At 47.2% G+C, this 17232-nt stretch carries 16 protein-coding genes; 7 read left to right on the top strand and 9 right to left on the bottom strand.

Features of this window, described 5'->3' with window-relative positions:
* Positions 1-168: 168 nt before the first annotated feature.
* The 5 genes from E2R66_RS23430 to E2R66_RS23450 form a co-directional block, all read right to left on the bottom strand.
* Positions 169-1392: a family 16 glycosylhydrolase gene (locus tag E2R66_RS23430; RefSeq protein WP_204985985.1), complete on the bottom strand. Its 1224-nt coding sequence runs from the start codon at positions 1390-1392 to the stop codon at positions 169-171.
* A gap of 149 nt (positions 1393-1541) precedes the next feature.
* A complete protein-coding gene (locus E2R66_RS23435) occupies positions 1542-3401 on the bottom strand; it encodes a glycoside hydrolase family 30 beta sandwich domain-containing protein (protein ID WP_133235445.1) in 1860 nt (619 codons plus the stop codon).
* A gap of 575 nt (positions 3402-3976) precedes the next feature.
* Entirely contained in the window at positions 3977-4495 is a 519-nt protein-coding gene (locus E2R66_RS23440) for a DinB family protein (protein ID WP_133235443.1), read from the bottom strand.
* Between the two features lie 232 nt (positions 4496-4727).
* On the bottom strand, positions 4728-6632 hold the full coding sequence (locus tag E2R66_RS23445) for a 7TM diverse intracellular signaling domain-containing protein (RefSeq protein WP_240049466.1): 1905 nt from the start codon (positions 6630-6632) through the stop codon (positions 4728-4730).
* 416 nt (positions 6633-7048) lie between these two features.
* A complete protein-coding gene (locus E2R66_RS23450; RefSeq protein ID WP_133235439.1) occupies positions 7049-8281 on the bottom strand; it encodes a glycoside hydrolase family 5 protein in 1233 nt (410 codons plus the stop codon).
* A gap of 173 nt (positions 8282-8454) precedes the next feature.
* Here E2R66_RS23450 and modA point away from each other — a divergent pair, with 173 nt between their 5' ends.
* From modA to E2R66_RS23465, 3 genes are read left to right on the top strand one after another with little or no spacing between them, the layout of a single operon-like run.
* Positions 8455-9231: a molybdate ABC transporter substrate-binding protein gene (gene modA / locus E2R66_RS23455; RefSeq protein ID WP_240049467.1), complete on the top strand. Its 777-nt coding sequence runs from the start codon at positions 8455-8457 to the stop codon at positions 9229-9231.
* 10 nt (positions 9232-9241) lie between these two features.
* Positions 9242-9913, top strand: coding sequence for a molybdate ABC transporter permease subunit (gene modB / locus E2R66_RS23460; protein ID WP_133235437.1), 672 nt, complete (start codon positions 9242-9244; stop codon positions 9911-9913).
* Positions 9910-10536, top strand: coding sequence for a sulfate/molybdate ABC transporter ATP-binding protein (locus E2R66_RS23465; RefSeq protein ID WP_133235435.1), 627 nt, complete (start codon positions 9910-9912; stop codon positions 10534-10536). The genes modB and E2R66_RS23465 overlap by 4 nt, the downstream gene beginning before the upstream one ends.
* A gap of 107 nt (positions 10537-10643) precedes the next feature.
* On the opposite strand, the gene E2R66_RS23470 is transcribed toward E2R66_RS23465, so the two are convergent.
* The 4 genes from E2R66_RS23470 to E2R66_RS23485 form a co-directional block, all read right to left on the bottom strand.
* Positions 10644-12059, bottom strand: a complete 1416-nt coding sequence (locus E2R66_RS23470) for a hypothetical protein (protein WP_133235433.1) — start codon at positions 12057-12059, stop codon at positions 10644-10646.
* Between the two features lie 98 nt (positions 12060-12157).
* A complete protein-coding gene (locus tag E2R66_RS23475; protein ID WP_133235431.1) occupies positions 12158-12955 on the bottom strand; it encodes a hypothetical protein in 798 nt (265 codons plus the stop codon).
* A gap of 24 nt (positions 12956-12979) precedes the next feature.
* Positions 12980-13477: a heavy-metal-associated domain-containing protein gene (locus E2R66_RS23480; RefSeq protein ID WP_133235429.1), complete on the bottom strand. Its 498-nt coding sequence runs from the start codon at positions 13475-13477 to the stop codon at positions 12980-12982.
* Between the two features lie 57 nt (positions 13478-13534).
* Positions 13535-13924, bottom strand: coding sequence for an HYC_CC_PP family protein (locus tag E2R66_RS23485; RefSeq protein WP_133235427.1), 390 nt, complete (start codon positions 13922-13924; stop codon positions 13535-13537).
* A 123-nt stretch (positions 13925-14047) separates the two neighbouring features.
* On the opposite strand from E2R66_RS23485, the gene E2R66_RS23490 reads away from it, so the two are divergent.
* The 4 genes from E2R66_RS23490 (at position 14048) to E2R66_RS23505 (ending at position 17026) form a co-directional block, all read left to right on the top strand.
* A complete protein-coding gene (locus E2R66_RS23490) occupies positions 14048-14962 on the top strand; it encodes a DUF6607 family protein (protein WP_133235425.1) in 915 nt (304 codons plus the stop codon).
* Between the two features lie 153 nt (positions 14963-15115).
* Complete coding sequence (locus tag E2R66_RS23495; RefSeq protein ID WP_133235423.1) at positions 15116-15667, top strand: sugar O-acetyltransferase; 552 nt, start codon at positions 15116-15118, stop codon at positions 15665-15667.
* A 133-nt stretch (positions 15668-15800) separates the two neighbouring features.
* Positions 15801-16268, top strand: a complete 468-nt coding sequence (locus E2R66_RS23500) for a pyrophosphohydrolase domain-containing protein (protein ID WP_133235421.1) — start codon at positions 15801-15803, stop codon at positions 16266-16268.
* Between the two features lie 71 nt (positions 16269-16339).
* Positions 16340-17026: a Fic family protein gene (locus tag E2R66_RS23505; RefSeq protein WP_133235419.1), complete on the top strand. Its 687-nt coding sequence runs from the start codon at positions 16340-16342 to the stop codon at positions 17024-17026.
* Positions 17027-17232: the final 206 nt, after the last annotated feature.

Consider the following 17232-nt stretch of genomic DNA (forward strand, 5'->3'; position numbering starts at 1 on the left):
ATAAAATATTAAGCAAAAAAAGCACGCTGCTATTGGCAACGTGCTTTTTTTGCTTTTGGCAGAATTTCGATTGCTTTAAATATGGCGCAAATGTCCGCATCAGCGTCAGATATCCCGGCCCGAAAGATTCCTATGGATGGTGAGTTAAATCTTGAGGCGTTGGGCAGCTTATTGATTCACCCCAAAAGCTTCCCAACCCGCAGCTGTTGCGCGGGTACAGGTCATGGCTTGGGTACCATTTTCGCTGGAGATAAATTTGCCATTATTGCCTCTAAAGGTAACCTTGCCATCGGTGGTAGGCACCCAGTCGAATTTTTCCCAATCGCCAATGGTGGCGCGGTTACAGGTAATAGCCTGCGTACCATTTTCAGATGAAACGTATTTGTTTTGGCTGCGCAGGGCAACTTTGCCGCCGCCTGCATCAACCACGGTAAACTGCTCCCATGCCGATGCAGTTGGGCGATTGCAGTTCATGGCAGCCGTGCCGTTTTCGCCGCTTACGTATTGATTGTTGAAACCTTTTAACGTAATCGTTTGCCCGATTGGCGCGGTAATACCTGTGCCGCCTGTAATGTTGTACACCCGCACATAATCTACAAACATGCTGGCTGGCAATGCCCCGTTATTGATAGTATTGCCAGGCAAATCGCCGCCGACAGCCAAATTCAGTATGATATAGAACGGAAGTTGGAACTCTTCTGTACCGTTGATGTTATTTTGGATATTACCTGTGTTGAACAGGGTTCCATCCACATACCATTTAATGCTGTTGGCATCCCATTCTACCGCATAAACGTGGTAATCGGTTGCCGTAGCGGTTATGCTGTTGCCGTAATACACGTGGCCGTTGTTGTTCCAATGCATGGTACCTAAAATGGTGTTGTTGGTATTCACCTGCTCCATAATATCAATTTCGCCGCATTGGGGCCAGCCTACGGCACCTATATTTTGGCCCAGCATCCAGAAAGCCGGCCAGCTACCTTGGAAAGCCGGCAGCTTGATGCGCGCCTCTATACGCCCATATTTGATACTGAATTTGCCCGATGTATTCAGCTTGGCCGAAGTGTATGGTTGCCCGCCAACGCTTTGATTTTTGGCAGTGATAACCAAATTGCCGCCGGTTACGGCCGCATTGGCCGCCTGGTAATATTCCTTCTCGTTATTTACGTTGGGGTTGCCGTTATCTATGTTCCATTTACTGCCGTCAACGCCGGTGCCGTTGAACTCGTCTGACCATACCAGCGTCAGCGCCCGTGGCGTTGCGGTTGCAGCGGTGCTGGTGGTTTTATCATCTACCGGAGATTTCACATCCTTTTTACAGGAAACGGCCGTAATGCCCAGCGCCAGCACCAGGCCCGCGCCTTTCATAAAGTTTAATAATTGCTTTTTCATAAAGTTGGTATTTGTAGGTAATTGGTTTTGTGTTAACTAATTGTCTGAACTCGAATGAAACGAATTTTAGGAATGAGCAGAATTTTGTAAGCGGCATTCTCTAATTCTGCTCATTCGGTGTATTCCATTAAAATTCGAGTTCTGACATTCTACTGGTTCACGCCAAATGCTTCCCAGCCGGATGCGGTTGCGCGGGTACAGGTCATGGCCTGTGTGCCGTTCTCGCTGGAGATGAATTTACCGTTGTTGCCCCTGATAGTTACTTTGCCATCAGCAGTTAGCACCCAATCGAATTTCTCCCAGTCGCCTACAGTGGTGCGATTGCAGGTGATGGCCTGTGTGCCGTTTTCGCTGCTTACATACTTACCCATACTTTGCAGGGCTATTTTACCTGCGCCGGCATCTACCACAGTAAATTGTTCCCAGGTACCGGGAGTGGCGCGGTTACAGTTCATAGCTGTAGTGCCGTTTTCACCGCTTACGTATTGGTTATTGAATCCCTTAAGGGTAATGGTTTGGCCAATAGGCGCGCCCGTGCCACCGCCCGGTGTACCGCTCCATTTAAAGGTGACTACCGCGCCTGCTGCCAGGCTGTAGGTGAATGATTCAGTACCCCATTTTACCTTGAAGCTGGTTGTGCTGCTGCCGCTGTTTGATGCGATGAGCACTTTAGTACCGTCGCTATTCTTAAAAGCTACGTTTTGTATGCTGCCGGCAATATTAGATGCTATGCGCACTGCACCGGGGCGCACCAATTTTGATGCATGGGCAATAATATAGTAGCCAACGTTGCGGGTAATAGAAGTTCCGCTTACGGTTATACCGCCCAGGCAAGTGCTGCAACCGCCATTGGTATGCGGGTTGTTGTTAGGGTCGGCGGCCAGGTTCCACTCTAATACATTGCGGCTCCAGTTACGGGTTGCGCCTATGATGAGGGTATTGATGTGCCAGCCCAGGTCGCCGCCAAAATTGCTTGGTGCACCTACCCATTGCTCGGTAAAGTAAACGTTTTTGTTAGGGTAGGCATTGTGTACCCCGGTAAGCGCGCTAATGTCGCCTGCGTAAAGGTGAAAAGCCGAACCATCTACATAAGAGCTAGCGCCGCCCACTACCGTCGTGGCATAACTGGGTACATCGGCATTATGATCGTAAGCGATGATTTTGGTATTGAAGCCTGCTGCCCGTATTTGCGGACCAAGGTTATTGTTGATGAACGTAACCTGCTCATTGGCTTGCATTACCATACTGGGGTTGTTGTAAGGGTTAAGCGGTTCGTTTTGCGGAGTGATGGCATCAATGGTAATGCCCTGCGCCTGCATTGCCTGCAGGTATTTTACGAAGTATCGGGCATAGGCATCATAATATGCGGTATTAAGGCCGCCGCCGGTATAGCCGTTGTTGCCCGTGGTGTTTACCTTCATCCATGTAGGGGCCGTCCAGGGGGTGGCGATGATTTTGATGGACGGGTTGATGGCGATAATCTTCTTAAGGATGGGCAGGAAATCGGTATTCTCCTGCGCCAGGCTAAAGTTGTTCATGTTAACATCGCCCGCCGTTTGATTGTAAGTGAAATCTGACGAGCTTAAGTCCGATGCGCCGATGCTGATGCGCAGGTAGCTAACGCCGATTTGACCAGCGCCAGTGCCGAACAGCTCGTTAAGCACGTTGGCCTGGTTGCCGCCTAAGCCGTTAAGCAAGCTTGCGCTGCCGCCTGTTAGCGTGAAGCCAAAGCCATCTATGCTTTGGTAGGTGGTGCCTTCATCTACGGTAATGGTGTTAGGGTTGGTGCCTGCATCTGCCGCGAAGCTTACGCTACCCTGCGCCAGTTTACTGCTTTGATCGGCAGTGGTGAGATAGGTGGTTACCGCACTGGTAGCGTTGCGTGGCGTGGTGGTGGTTTGGGGCCCGCCGATGGTTTGCGTGTGGGCATCTTTTTTACACGCGTTTGCCAGCAAGGCAAAGGTGATAAACACCGTTGCCAGGAGCTTAATCTTGTAATTGATCTTCATAGTTTTCATTTAAGTTGGTTGGTACTGGGTTTGTTGTATGCGTAAATAGTAAAGCCGTAAATGCCTGCAAGCCATTAACTTTTACGTAAGCCCAAAGGCGTGCTAAAACCAATCGGCGTTAGGCGCATTAAGGAGTTGTCAAGAAAACAGGCAGATGCAGATATAATCGGTTAAGGCAAATTTAATGTAATTTTTACGATACAAGCAAGCGTATTTGTCTATAAAATACTGGTAATTAGACAATTATATAATATTGATACGCTTACTTCACAGGGTTAAAACCAGCAAAACCTGCTTTAAACGCGTTAAAGCAGGTTTTATTAGAAATAAAAAATAGTTGTGATACGCTTGCCTCGCAACTTAATTTTTAAGCAATATAGCTATGGGAGCTAAGCGTTTCATTTGAGAGGACAGAGGCATTAAAAATCGTCATTGCGAGCGCAGCACGGCAATCATCGGGCGGAAGGTCCGGTAAGCAGAGACGCTATGCAAGCCGGAATTCTATAGTCGCTCTGCTTGCCGAGGGTTGCCGCGCTGCGCTCGCTATGACGTTGGGGTTGAGGCTGTAGCGGAGTTTACCACCTATCCCAGAACGCAGGTGGCTCAATACCTAAGGCACGCAGGTAAACGGTGCCCTGGGCGCGATGGTGTATCTCATTGTCGATGAAATAAAGGATACTGTCGATGATAGTGTTCTCAAACTGGCCGAAAGCTTTATCTACCTCGTTAAAACGGCCAGCCGGTATTTGTGGCCAAAGCGTATCAAGTTGAATAGTGACCTCATCCCATGCGGCCAGTAGTTCGGCTTTTGACTTGATGTCGGCTTCGGGGTTAAAGTAATCTAACTCTGGCGTGGTAGACCAATCGCCGGTAACAATGCCGTTTAAACCGCCGCTGGTAAGGCCAATCATTTCTTTTGCCAACTGACTGTAAGTGCGCATTCCGCCTATTGAGAATCCAAAAAGTTCATTCTCCGGGAAAGCATTTAACACTTTGCGACTGAGTTTACGATGACCCTGCCAGTGGTTTAAAAGCGCACCAGCGGTTATTACAGCTACATCGGTGTTGGTGGTTTCGGTTACTTGATTTTCCATGATTGCTTGTTGTTTTTATTTGTTGATACAAAGATGGGATGGGGTAATGACAGCAGTATGTCAGCAGGGACCGTTGATTTTATTGATTAAATGATGACGCTGATTAAAGATATTGTAAATTTTGATATTGCTACTAGAGAATACGTCGTTACTCACCCTATAGTCAACACCGTAGCTTCCAGCCAAATCAATCAACGAAATCATTTAATCAATAAAATCAGCGGTTCAGACCCTACTCCTCCCCCGTATCAATCACCAACTTACTCCAACCCTTACTCCCCGCATTCTTGATTTCTTTTTTGCGGGCCTCCATGGCTTTTTTGATGCGGCTGCTGTAGGCCCAGCAGGTGCTTTGGCGAATGGAGAGTATCTCAGACAGCTTGTGCGACGATATTTTGCCCTTAGTACTGTACATCAAAAATATCATGTAAAAGGCCTTGTTGATAGGGATGCGGGTGTTCTGCAGTATGGTGTATGCGATAACCGATTCCTCGTACCCGCATTTGGAACAGCGGCGGCTATAGGGCAAGTGCCCGTGACCGTAATGCGTGTTGCTGCATTTTTTGCAAGCGTAGCCGTGTTCCCATTTCAAGTCGGCCAGGAATTTGAAGCAGGTTTCGCGATCAGGATAAATACGGCTGAACTCTTCAAAATCCACTTCTGCGCTCATCACCCTATCGTGCGTAACTTTTTCTATATCGCTATGCAGCAATAGGTTGTCTTTTTCCAGCAGCACGTTCATACGCGATATTTCTTCGGCCTGCTGCTGTAATAGCTGGTTTACGGCGATAAGTTCCTCGTTCTGCAGCTCGATGAGCGATGATTTTTCGATGAGTTCGCTGGTACGTTCGGCCACCTGTACCTCCAGGTTGCGGTTCAGCATATCTTTCAGTTCCTCGTTTTGCTGCAGTTGCTTTATCATGCGCAACTGGGCCTGGTCCTTCTCTCGTTTCAGCATGCGCACCCTATCGCCAATGGCAAAAGTGATAAACAGCATCTCCATAATAAAACAGAAGCTGAGGCTGTAGAAGTTAAGCGCGGTAACCGGCAGCCACCATAAATTAAGCGCGATGAGCGATTTAATAATGAAGCCCGTAAACAGAAAGCTGTACCCGATTACGAAAAACCGCGCTGGGCGATAACCTTTGTACAATACATAACATCCCGCAAAAAAGGCCACGGACAAGGGCACTATCTCGATGATCTTATAGGTGAACCAGGTTTTATCAACCATAAGGCACAGCAAGAAGAACGCCGTACGCGCTATAATTACGCCCTTGAGTAATTTATTAAAAAGCGGTGCATTTTCTTTAAGGTTGAGCAAGCTTTGGGCAAAAAGCATGGCAAAGGTGCTGGCCAAAAACAGGGCGATGCCGTATGCGTAGTGGTTCCATTGCGGGGCGGATTGCCACAGGTATTGGTAGGCAATGCCATCGGTACACATTTCGTACAGGCCTATACTGAGGTTGTAAACGATATAATATAGATATTGCCGCTGCCGCATGGCTACGAACATCATGAAGTTGTACAGGCCGAAAACCAGTATCATCCCATAGAATATCCCGAAGTAGAAGTACTCATCCAACGCGTAGCTAATGAACCAGCTTACCGAGCGAAGCACGATGATCACATTGGCCGATTCGTGCGAACGGAGTTTGATGTAGTAGTAATTCTCGCCTTTAACGTCGTTGCTGATGTTGAGCGTGAAGTTCTTATGCGCGTACATCCGCTGGGTAAAGGGGCGGTTACTGCCCAGCAACGTTGCTTTATAGGCACCACCTTTTACGGGTGAGTAAACGGTGATGCTATCGATGGTTTGATCGAAAAACTCCAGTATCCAGTTGTTTTGGGTGGGGATACGCTGATCCAGCCATATGCGGTACCAAAAAGTGGCGGCACCATCCTGTATGTGTGGCGTTGGCAGGGTATTGCTTACGAAACGGCTGCTATGTTTGGTACTTACGTCGGCAAAACTGAGTTTGTTGGTGGTATCGCGCAGCATCTCTAAGTCACCAAACCTAAACACATGTTGCTTGGCTGTATCGGCAACCGGCACAAGCGTTTGGGCAGATGAGGGCCTTGTGGCCGCAAACAGCAAAACAAACAGGCATACAAACTTCAAGTACAGTTTATACATAAGCATCTGAAAAAATTAGCCCTTGCGCCGGAGGGACGCAAGGGTAAGCGTTTATAATCCTATCGCAAGTTAAGCGATTTATCCGTTTAAACCTAAACCAACATCGCTACCCAAGAGGCGACCGTTTTGGCAAGTGGTTTTTCCAGGTTTTTATTTTATAGAAATTCGGAAACACTCTATCGAACTCGGGTCATTTAAGAGACGCTCCTACGCCGGTTTTTCATTTCTTTTTTCTCCCTGAATTTGCTAAAACACCCGAAAAAAATCGGCGTTTTTCTGTGCTTTTCTTTGCTTTTTAGCTGTCTTGGGGCTTTTCCTATAATCAATCAAAAACGCTATCGCTTTCCAAAGAATTCCAGTTTTTTTCAGACTCCCAGCCTCCTGAAACCGGTTTCCCGGGAGGTGGCTAACTTTGCTTATTTCACCGGCACCTTTAGGCCGAGGGCTTCTACGTAGCCCCGCTGCGGCGTGCAGTTGGCAAATTTGCAGTTCTCTAAAAAGACGTATAGTGCTTGTTTGATCTTAGCCCGGTCGGCAGGGGCAGCTTTGCGTATCTCATCAAAGTTGGCGCGTGGCTTTTCGGTGTAGTCTACAATTTCCTTGTAGCCATCGGGTACGTTAAAGCTCATGAAACCGCGTGTGTTATCCAGCTTTTTGTAGGGCCAGTAATGCCAGCCAATATTGTTCTGCTCGCATACGATGCGGAAATCGCGCACCCATTCATCGGTATTTTCGCCGGTTTCGCCCACGTAGATGGGAACGTTGTATTTATCGCGGAAGTCGATGTATTCCTGCACGACTTGTTTGGTGGCATCGGTCCAGTATTTGTGGAAGGTGTAAACCAGCTTGCTATCGAACGGCTTGCCGAAGGGTTTGAAGTTGCTATCCCACTGCGCGCCGCCTAAAAAGATGAGGTGGTTTTTGTCTACCGTGCGCACGGCGGCGGTAATTTGCTTATAGGTTGGCTCCAGGTGCGGATTCAGCTCATCTACCTTAAAATAATGGGCAATGGGCTCGTTTAACAGGTCGTACCCTAAAATGATGGTTTCGTTTTTGTAATGGTTTGCAATGCGCTTCCATATGTCGGCAGTTTGTGCGCGACTGGCGGCGCTGGTGAACAGGAAGGGGTAACCCACGCCATCATCTATATTATCGCCGGTTTGGCCGCCGGGTGCGCAGTGCATATCCAGCATAACATACAGCTTTGCCTGTTTGCACCAACCGATCACCCTATCCAGCAGTTCGAAGCCGCGGTTGGGGTTGTTCATGCCCATATAGGTTTCGGTAGTGAATAATTTATAGTTGAACGGGATACGGATAGAGTTTGCACCCGATGCCTTGATGAATTGGATATCGGCCCGGGTAATGTAGCCATCCTGGAATTTCTTCCAAAAAAGCTTCGTTTCTTCCGGACCGATCAGTTCTTCGAATGCCTGGTTGATGAGCCTTTGAGAATTCACGGATTTGAACCCGAACATGTACCCCTCGGGTACCAGCCAGTTGCCCAGGTTGGTGCCGCGGATAAGGAAGGGTTTGCCCTCGGTACCGATGATTTCCTTGCCTTTGGTAGTGATGAATTTAGGCGCTTGCGCATGCAAGGCCCCGATGCCCGCGGTGAGAAACGCGAGCAGGATAATTGCTTTTTTCATGTTGTGAGATATAATGAGATTTAGTTGATTGCTTGTTAGGATTGCCCCACAGGCAAACAAATGTAATCTATTTATATCAGGATAATTAACAGCGAATATTTGTGCGGGCGTGTTCAATATCCGTAATTTGCCTAAAGCGGCAGATTCGCCATTGATCAAAAGGAGAACAGCATATGCATATTGGTAAGGCTTTTAAACAGACGGCAAGAGCGCTGCTATGCGGTATGGCTATGCTGGTTATAGCTCCTGCCAGCCTTTTTGCACAACAAGTACGAATTGCCATTGCAGCCAACCTACAGCCGGTGATAAAAGCCCTTCAGCAGGATTTTAAACAGCGCACGGGCATCGAGACTGAGGCGATCCCGGGTCCATCCGGCGCATTGGCCACACAAATAAAGAACGGGGCACCTTACGATGTATTCCTATCGGCCGATACTACTTTCCCCAACCAACTTTTCAAAAGCGGTTTCGCTACCGCTAAGCCGGTGATATATGCACAAGGTGCGCTCATCATCTGCAGCACTCAAAATCTGGATGTTGCGCACTGGCAAACGTTGCTGAAGAGTGTATCGGTACAGAAAATAGCCATTGGCAACCCGGCTATTGCCCCCTACGGAAAAGCCGCAGAAGAAGCACTGAAGCATGAGCATGTTTATGCCAATGTACAAGCTAAGCTTGTATTGGGCGAGAGCATAGCGCAGGTGAATACATACATTACCACGGGCGTAGTGCAGGCAGGTTTTACCACGTTATCGTTGGTGAAAGACACGATAAATAAAACGCCCTTTTACTACCAGCTGATCAATCCGAGGTTTTACAAGCCTATTGAGCAGGGTATGGTGCTGATAAAACAAGCCACGCCCAATACCAATGCCGGGAAATTTTACCGCTACATACTAAGCCCGGCGGCAAAAAAAATATTCATCAGCTATGGCTACCAGGTAAAATAACCAATACGATATGGATCTGCAACCCATTTGGCTCAGCCTTAAATTAGCCGGTGTAACCACCCTGCTGTTGCTGGTTATTGGTTTGCCGCTGGCCTGGTGGCTGGCCAAAAAGCAATCGGTTATTCGGCTGATGATAGAGGCATTGCTCACCATGCCGCTGGTGCTGCCGCCATCTGTACTGGGCTTTTATTTGTTGCTTGCTTTTAGTCCGCAAGGCGGGTTGGGTAAATGGCTGCACGAGGTGTTCAACCTGCAATTTGTGTTCAGCTTTACGGGACTGGTGCTGGCATCGGTAATCTATAGCATCCCGTTTATGGTGAGCCCGGTTAAATCTGCATTTCAGCAATTGCCGCCATCGCTGTCGCAGGCATCTTACACCCTGGGGAAAACCCCATGGCAAACTTTTTGGCGTGTGCTGTTACCCAATATCAAGCCATCGCTGCTTACCGCAACGGTGCTTACCTTTGCGCACACGCTGGGCGAATTCGGTGTGGTACTGATGATCGGCGGCAACATCCCCGGCGTTACGCGGGTAGCCTCTATAGCGGTGTATAACGCGGTAGAACAGCAGGATTATGCATCGGCCAATAATTACGCATTAGTTTTGTTCGCCATTACCTTCGTGCTGGTTGCCGGCGTTTTTGTGTACAATAAATACCAGGTAAAAAGCCCCCTCGTATGATCCGCATCCACATAGAAAAAAGGCTGAAAGCTTATAATGGCATACAGGTATTGCGGATAGAAAAGACCGTTACGCCCGGCAGCATCCTGCGGGTTACCGGCCCATCCGGCGCGGGCAAAACCACCTTGCTGAAGATGATTGCCGGATTGATAGCACCCGATGCCGGAACGATTGCCGTTGGGGATGCGGTTTGGTACGAATCGGCAATGAAGATTAACTTCAGCCCGCAGCAAAGGCAGCCTGGCTTCGTTTTCCAGGATTATGCGCTGTTCCCGAACATGACTGTGCTGCAGCACCTGCAATACGCCACGCAGGATGCCGCATGGATCACCCGGTTATTGGCCATAGGGCAGCTGCAAACATTTGCCCATCATAAACCGGCACACTTATCGGGCGGGCAGCAGCAACGGCTGGCCATACTGCGGGCATTGGCTATCAGGCCCCGGTTATTGCTGATGGACGAGCCTTTTAGTGCATTGGATGTAAAAATGAAAACGCGGCTGATAGCCGATTTGCTTTTGGTCATTAAAGAATTAAATGCAACGGCCATCATTGTGAGCCACAACCAGCAGGAGTTGGATGGCATATGCAACGATGAACTGGTGCTGGGTGGCGAGGAATAGGCCGGTGGCTGGCATGCCCGGAGGTTATCGCTCGCATAGTTAACTCACCTTCCATTGGGAGGGCGAGTTAACTATTCAAGCGATAAGAAACGAAATTAAGGCATCGCCTACATATCCATGTCCATCATTTTATCCATCTTAGGTTTGCCGCCCATTTTCATCAGCGCGGGCGTAACCCGCAAATACACCTGGAACCCAATTGGCGTACTGCCATATAAAGGCCTCAATGCTGCCGGCGAGAAATTCGCGGTCGCCTGCAGGCCGGCTGTTAGGTTGGTTTGTTTAAAGTTGGCCAAAAGGCGGTTATAGCCCAGCGTAAAGGCATTGATGTTAAAGCGAGGGTCGGTGGGGTAAAGCGCTTCCAGGTCCAATTCGCCGGCATCTTTCTGCACATACTCATACCTGCCATAAATAGCGTTTTTGTGGAACTGATAACTGTTTTCTATCAGTATAGCCGGCTCATTAGCGCCGCTGCTGCTGTGATGGTTTTGCCCAAAAACCAATGTGGTGGCTACAAAACTATCATCGCCCAGCATTTTGGTATGGATGGCAGATGCTGTGAAACGGTCTACATTATCCAAAGGCTCGGCTTCCTCGGGGCCGTGCAGCCATCCGTTTGATACCTGTAAGGCCCATTCTTTTGATGGATTTACCGATAAGCGTACCGAATAAGAATCGAACCGCGCCTTATCGAAGCCATAGCGGTACTCATCAGGCTCGCGGCCGGTAAATACCGAACCTTCCAGCTTTACGTTTTTATACCTAAAGCCCAGGGTCGCTGTACCAAAGTCGATATGTGTGGCATCGGCATAGTGGTGGCTGATGGGCGCATCGGGGTTATTCATGGCCGATAAGCGGTGCATAAAAACCGGAGGGCCTAAAGCAGGCTCTCCCGGGTAACCTACCGACAGGGATATATCTGTGTTTTTGGCTACACGCTGGGTGTAGGCCACGCTTAGCTCGGCAAATAAATCGTGCGGATGCTGCCTATCAACCAGTTTATTGCCCTTATACGATTCCCCGGTTTGGTACAGCAGCGGGTACCCACCTGCGCCAACCGTAAATGGGTCGAATGAAAACATGGTATTGATAGCGAACAGGCCGTTTTTCCCCACCTTACGCTGGGCCATATACATCAGCCAGTTGGGTGCATCGGCCTGGGTACCGCCACGGCTCCCTTTATTAAACAAATCCTGTTTGTTGTAGCGCAAAAAAATACTGCCGTGTACCATGTGCATCCATTTTTTGCCATGTATCATGTACATATACATGGGCGTTTCGTCGGGCAGCCACGATGTACCTGAGCCATCGCGGTTCATGGGCAAATCCAGCGAGAACTGGCTGCTCATCATACCCATTTTATGGGTGGTATCCGGTTGCATGCCGCGCATCATGGCGGCATGGTCGTGTTTTAGGGGCTTTTTCGCTGCCGTATCTTTTTGCATGTGCATATTGCCCATATCCTGTGCCCCCGCCGTTATTACAAAAACCGACAGGGCTAAAAATATTATATATTTTTTCATTGATTGATAATGTGTTTTGTAGAGACGCGATACTTCGCGTCTCTTTTGCTTGATTGGATTTGCACATGGGAGACGCGAAGTATCGCGTCTCTACCTTGCTACAGATTAAAAAAGTTATACTCGAAACGCACCAGGTACATGTTTTTGCTGAAGCGTTCCATAGAGTTGAACAGCGGTGCCCGATACGAAAAATCGAGTCGGCAAACACTATTGAAGATAAACTGCACAGCAGGTGCCACATCCAGATAGCTTTGCGCATAGCCGGGGTTGCTTTTGCCAAGCAGTTCGGCATAAACGTTTACGTTTACCTGCTTGTAGCTATGATAGTTTTTAGGGAGCAATAAGTAGCCGGCAGATAAGCTGTACGCAAGCGCATTTTTTGCGCCCGCAATGGGTGGCGCGCTGCCGTTGTTATCAAACGCCCGCAGGTAACTTGCCGAACCTGATAAGGCCAACTTGTGGATAAGCTTAGTGAAGATAAGCCCGCCTTGCCAGCCGCTGTTATCACCCTCTAAAGCAATCTCCTGCGTATTGAAGGGGTTGTTGCTGATAGCCGCCTTGCCAAACACTGCCCCACGGAAATGCGATTGCACAGTATCTACCGATAAGAAACGATACTTGGCGTAAACACTACCACCCTCCAGATGCTGGCTTTGCCGGTAAAAATCTGATACATAACCAGACGCGTGTAGCATTAGCTTACCGGTTGCGCCATACATCATCTCTAAGGTGGTGCGGTTTTTAAATTCCGGCGAAGAGAAACCCTGGTTCTCTAAACGGATGCCGAGGGAATGCGCAGCCATGTTGCTGGCCGGCTCGGTGTTAACATATAGCTCCTGCCCAAAAGCGGTGGACGCAGCTGCCATAAGGCAACAGGCCAATAAAATAGCTTTCATAAAATACGGATTTTAAGAAGCTGCTTAAATAGCTACGTGATAAGTTTTGCCCGATGCTGCAGGGGTATCTACCGTTTTGCCCAGGTACTTTTTAGATACCGAATTAGGCGCGAAGCCTTTATCCACAACGGTAAGCAACACTTCACCGTTAAGTGGCTTATCGGCATTTACAATCCGGTAGGTATTACCGCCGTAAGTGAATGCATTTTCGGCCACAGTAGTATTAGCGAAGTTGTAGGTAGTCTTAAAGTAATTCACAAAAAAGCCCGCACCTTTTATCTTTTTGGTGATCTGTTCAAAATCTACCGGAACGCCCTCTTTAAAGGTAATATTGAATACGTTGCGGATAAGATCGGGCTTTATTTCGCTCACGAATGGCAGTGCTTTAATGGCTTTTTCGGTAGAATTTGCGCAAAGCGAGCAGGTAAGACCGCTAACCTGTAGTTCGGCTTTGGTGAATTGGGCTTTGGCAACAGAAACGGTTGCTACGAATAGTAGGATATAAATTTTAAGAGTTTTCATGATTTTAAGAATTGAATTTTTACGGATGATTAATTAATGCGGTGATTAATCAATCTATCAAATCCTAAAAACACAATTCCTGATGAAAACGGCAATACCGCCGCCAGCGAGGCCGGGGGGCCCACGGTCTGAAATACTTGCCGATGCCGGCGCATGTGCGAAAAACAGGAAATCGGCCCAGGCAAATTTCGGCAAATCGAAAACAAACAACTTGGAGAAAAACGAGGTGGCCTCTTTCTGATGGTCGTCTTTAACTTTCACATCCAGCTTGCTATCCTTGCAGCAATTCATTTTGCCTTTGGCCATAGGCTGGGCGCAAGCTTTTGCGGGGGCATTTATCTCCACATCGGCAACGTAATTACCGCAGTAATGCAGGTTCAAGGCAAAGCCAGCCACTGTAACTATGTACAGTAACGCCAATAACAATGCTCCTTGCCTTTTTACCATGCCTCAAAAATACGGTTTAACTTATTGATTACAAACACCCAATTAGCGATTTTATTTTTCCTGTTGTTTGCAAATCAAAAAACAATCTGCTTTATTTGTAATTAGATTTAATCTAAATAATTAATGAAAAAGTTATCCCTAATCCTCCTAATCTGTTTTGTTGCGATAAGCGCATTTTCACAATCTAAACTTGAACAAGACAGGCAAGCCATCAAATCCCTGGCTGGCTTTTATAAAGTTACGTTCAATTACGCCGAAACCTTCGCGCCCGATACCGCCTATAAGTTCCATCCGCGTTACCACTCCTGGGGGTATGAGTGGGCTGTTATTGTTGAAGATTCACCAAAAAAAATAGTGATACAGCACCTGTTGGTTGTTGGCGACAGCACCGTTATCAAACACTGGCGCGAAGACTGGGTTTACGAGCAGCCTACCGTTTTAGCCTACGATAAAGACAACACCTGGAAAAAAACAAGTCTTGCCGCTGCTGATGTAAAAGGCCGCTGGGTACAAAAAGTATTGCAGGTAGATGAAAGTCCGCGTTACGAAAGCATTGGCACCTGGGTACATGTAGATGGCCGCCACCAATGGCAAAGCGAAACCGATTCGCCCCTGCCCCGCCGCGAGTTTACCAAACGCAACGATTACAACGTACTGCACCGCGGCAACCGCATTTACATTACCCCACAAGGCTGGATGTTTGAGCAGGACAATAAAAAAGTGATCCGCAGCGCGGATGGCGATAAACTGCTTGCACAGGAAAAAGGCTACGAAGAGTTTACCCGGGTTGATGAAGGCAAATTTGCCTACGCCAAAACCTGGTGGGCAAGCCAGAAGAGCTACTGGACCGATGTGCGCACCGTATGGGACGATGTCTTCACCAAGAACGCTACCATTAAACTAGCGGGCAAAAAAGATGGGAAGCTGCTGTTCGAAAGGTTGTTCGAGTTGGGCGACCAATCGGTAAAAGAAAAGTGGACCGCCGCAAAAAATAAAGAAGCAATACTGATAGCGATAAGGTTTTACCTGACATCGTAAACTTCATTAATTAAAAGCAAGAGCGGCACATCCGGGTAAGGGTATGCCGCTTTTTTGTTTGGGTAGATTCGCACCGATTCGGGAGCAAAATCACACGCACCTTTTCTGACAAATTCCCTACCTTGCCAATGACCAAATGACTCAATAACCAAAATGAAAACCGAACTTCAGAAAATGCTCGATGGTGAACTGTACGTCGCCGGCGATAAAGAACTTGTGGACATGCGCGATAACGCCCGCGTATTGCTTAGCCAATACAACCAAATGATGGCCGAGCCACTGGAAAAGAAGAACGCAGTGCTTAAACAGCTTTTGGGCAAATGCAGCACCATAGATATACAGCCACCCTTCTTTTGCGATTATGGAAAGCATATCATCGCAGGCGAGAACTTCTTCATGAACTTTAACTGCGTGATATTAGATTGCGCCCTGGTAACCATAGGCGATAACGTAATGTGCGGCCCATACGTGCAGATATATACCGCCTACCACCCGCTTGCGGCCGAGGAACGCATCAAAGGCCCGGAATTAGCTGCACCCATCACCATCGGCGATAATGTTTGGCTGGGCGGCGGTGCCATTATTTGCCCCGGCGTAACCATAGGCAGCAATACCACTATAGGTGCGGGCAGCGTGGTAACTAAAGATATTCCGTCAGGCGTGTTTGCAGCTGGAAACCCTTGCAGGGTGATCAGGACGATTTAAAAGAATATCGAATGACGGATTTCGAACGCCGAATTTCGAAGTTAAATCATTACTTCATCATTCAGTATTGGGCGTTCGATATTCGACATTCTTTTATTTATTATCTTTCCTGCCGAAAATAGAACAACAAGCCATGCAAGAACCCAACGCCCTCAACCAGGTAGCCGAATTCCATAAAACCTTTAAACACCCGATAGTAAGCAGTCCTGCTATACCCTCCAAAGAGCGCTGCGCCCTGCGTGTTTCGCTGCTGGCCGAGGAGGTAAAAGAACTACAGGAAGCCATAGCAGATAACAACCTGGTAGAGATAGCCGATGCCCTTGCCGATATACAATACGTGCTTGCCGGTGCAATACTAGAGTTTGGCCTGGGCGAAAAATTCAAATCGCTGTTTGATGAAGTACACCGCTCTAATATGAGCAAGGCCTGCAAAACCATAGAAGAAGCCGAGCAAACCATTGCGCACTACAAAGCCAAAGACGGCAGCGAAGCTTACCACAAAGAAGAAGACGGCCTGTTTTTAGTTTACCGAACGCAGGATAACAAAACGCTGAAATCCATTAATTACTCGCCTGCTGATTTAGGTGGGGTGTTGTTGTAGGAATTAGATTGTAATGCTCTGCGTATTTAATTACTGCTATATTTATAACTTTCAGTAAGAATGACCTTTAAATGCACTACGACATCCCTTTACTGCCACCTAAGCAAGATTTAGAAACAAAAGCAATTTTAAAAAAGCTTCCTTCTGCCCACAGAAGATTAGCTGAATTAAAGGGCATTGCGGCGACTATACCCAATGAAAGTATATTGATTAATACTTTGGCATTGCAAGAAGCCAAAGACAGTTCAGCAATTGAGAATATAATCACTACCCATGATGAACTTTATAAAGCACAACTTTTTGAAGAACTTATAACAACCGCGTCAGCAAAGGAGGTGAATAATTATGCAGAAGCGTTAAAACACGGCTTTGATTTAGTCAGAAGAAACAAAATTCTAACAACCAGTTACATTGTAGAAATTCAAAAAATCCTAGAACAAAACGATGCCGGTTTTCGAAAATTACCTGGGACAGAATTGGTGAATCAATCTACCGGTGAAAGTGTTTATAAACCGCCGCAATCTTACGATGTTATTGTCGAATTAATAGACAATATGGTAAAGTTTATGAACGATGCTATTGTAAGTGATATAGATCCGCTTATCAAAATGGCTGTAATTCATCACCAATTCGAAAGCATCCACCCGTTTTATGACGGCAACGGGCGAACTGGTCGTATTTTAAATATTTTGTATCTGGTTATTCAAGATTTGCTTGATTTACCAATACTATATTTAAGTAGATATATAATCAGTTAGAATAAGGCGCCTGGGTATTGCTAATAATTTTAGTATATTTAACCTATAGATACCAAACAAGCTAAAATTATGTTTCAAGGATTAAATAGGGCCTGGTGAATATCGTATATATAATTGATTGTTAGTATATTATATAATAAATTCCTTTTAAAAGTGCAAAGGTTTTAGTATTTTAGGGTCATAATCCTTGCACTAATGATCAAGTA

Source organism: Mucilaginibacter psychrotolerans, assembly GCF_004519315.1.
Lineage (GTDB): Bacteria > Bacteroidota > Bacteroidia > Sphingobacteriales > Sphingobacteriaceae > Mucilaginibacter > Mucilaginibacter psychrotolerans.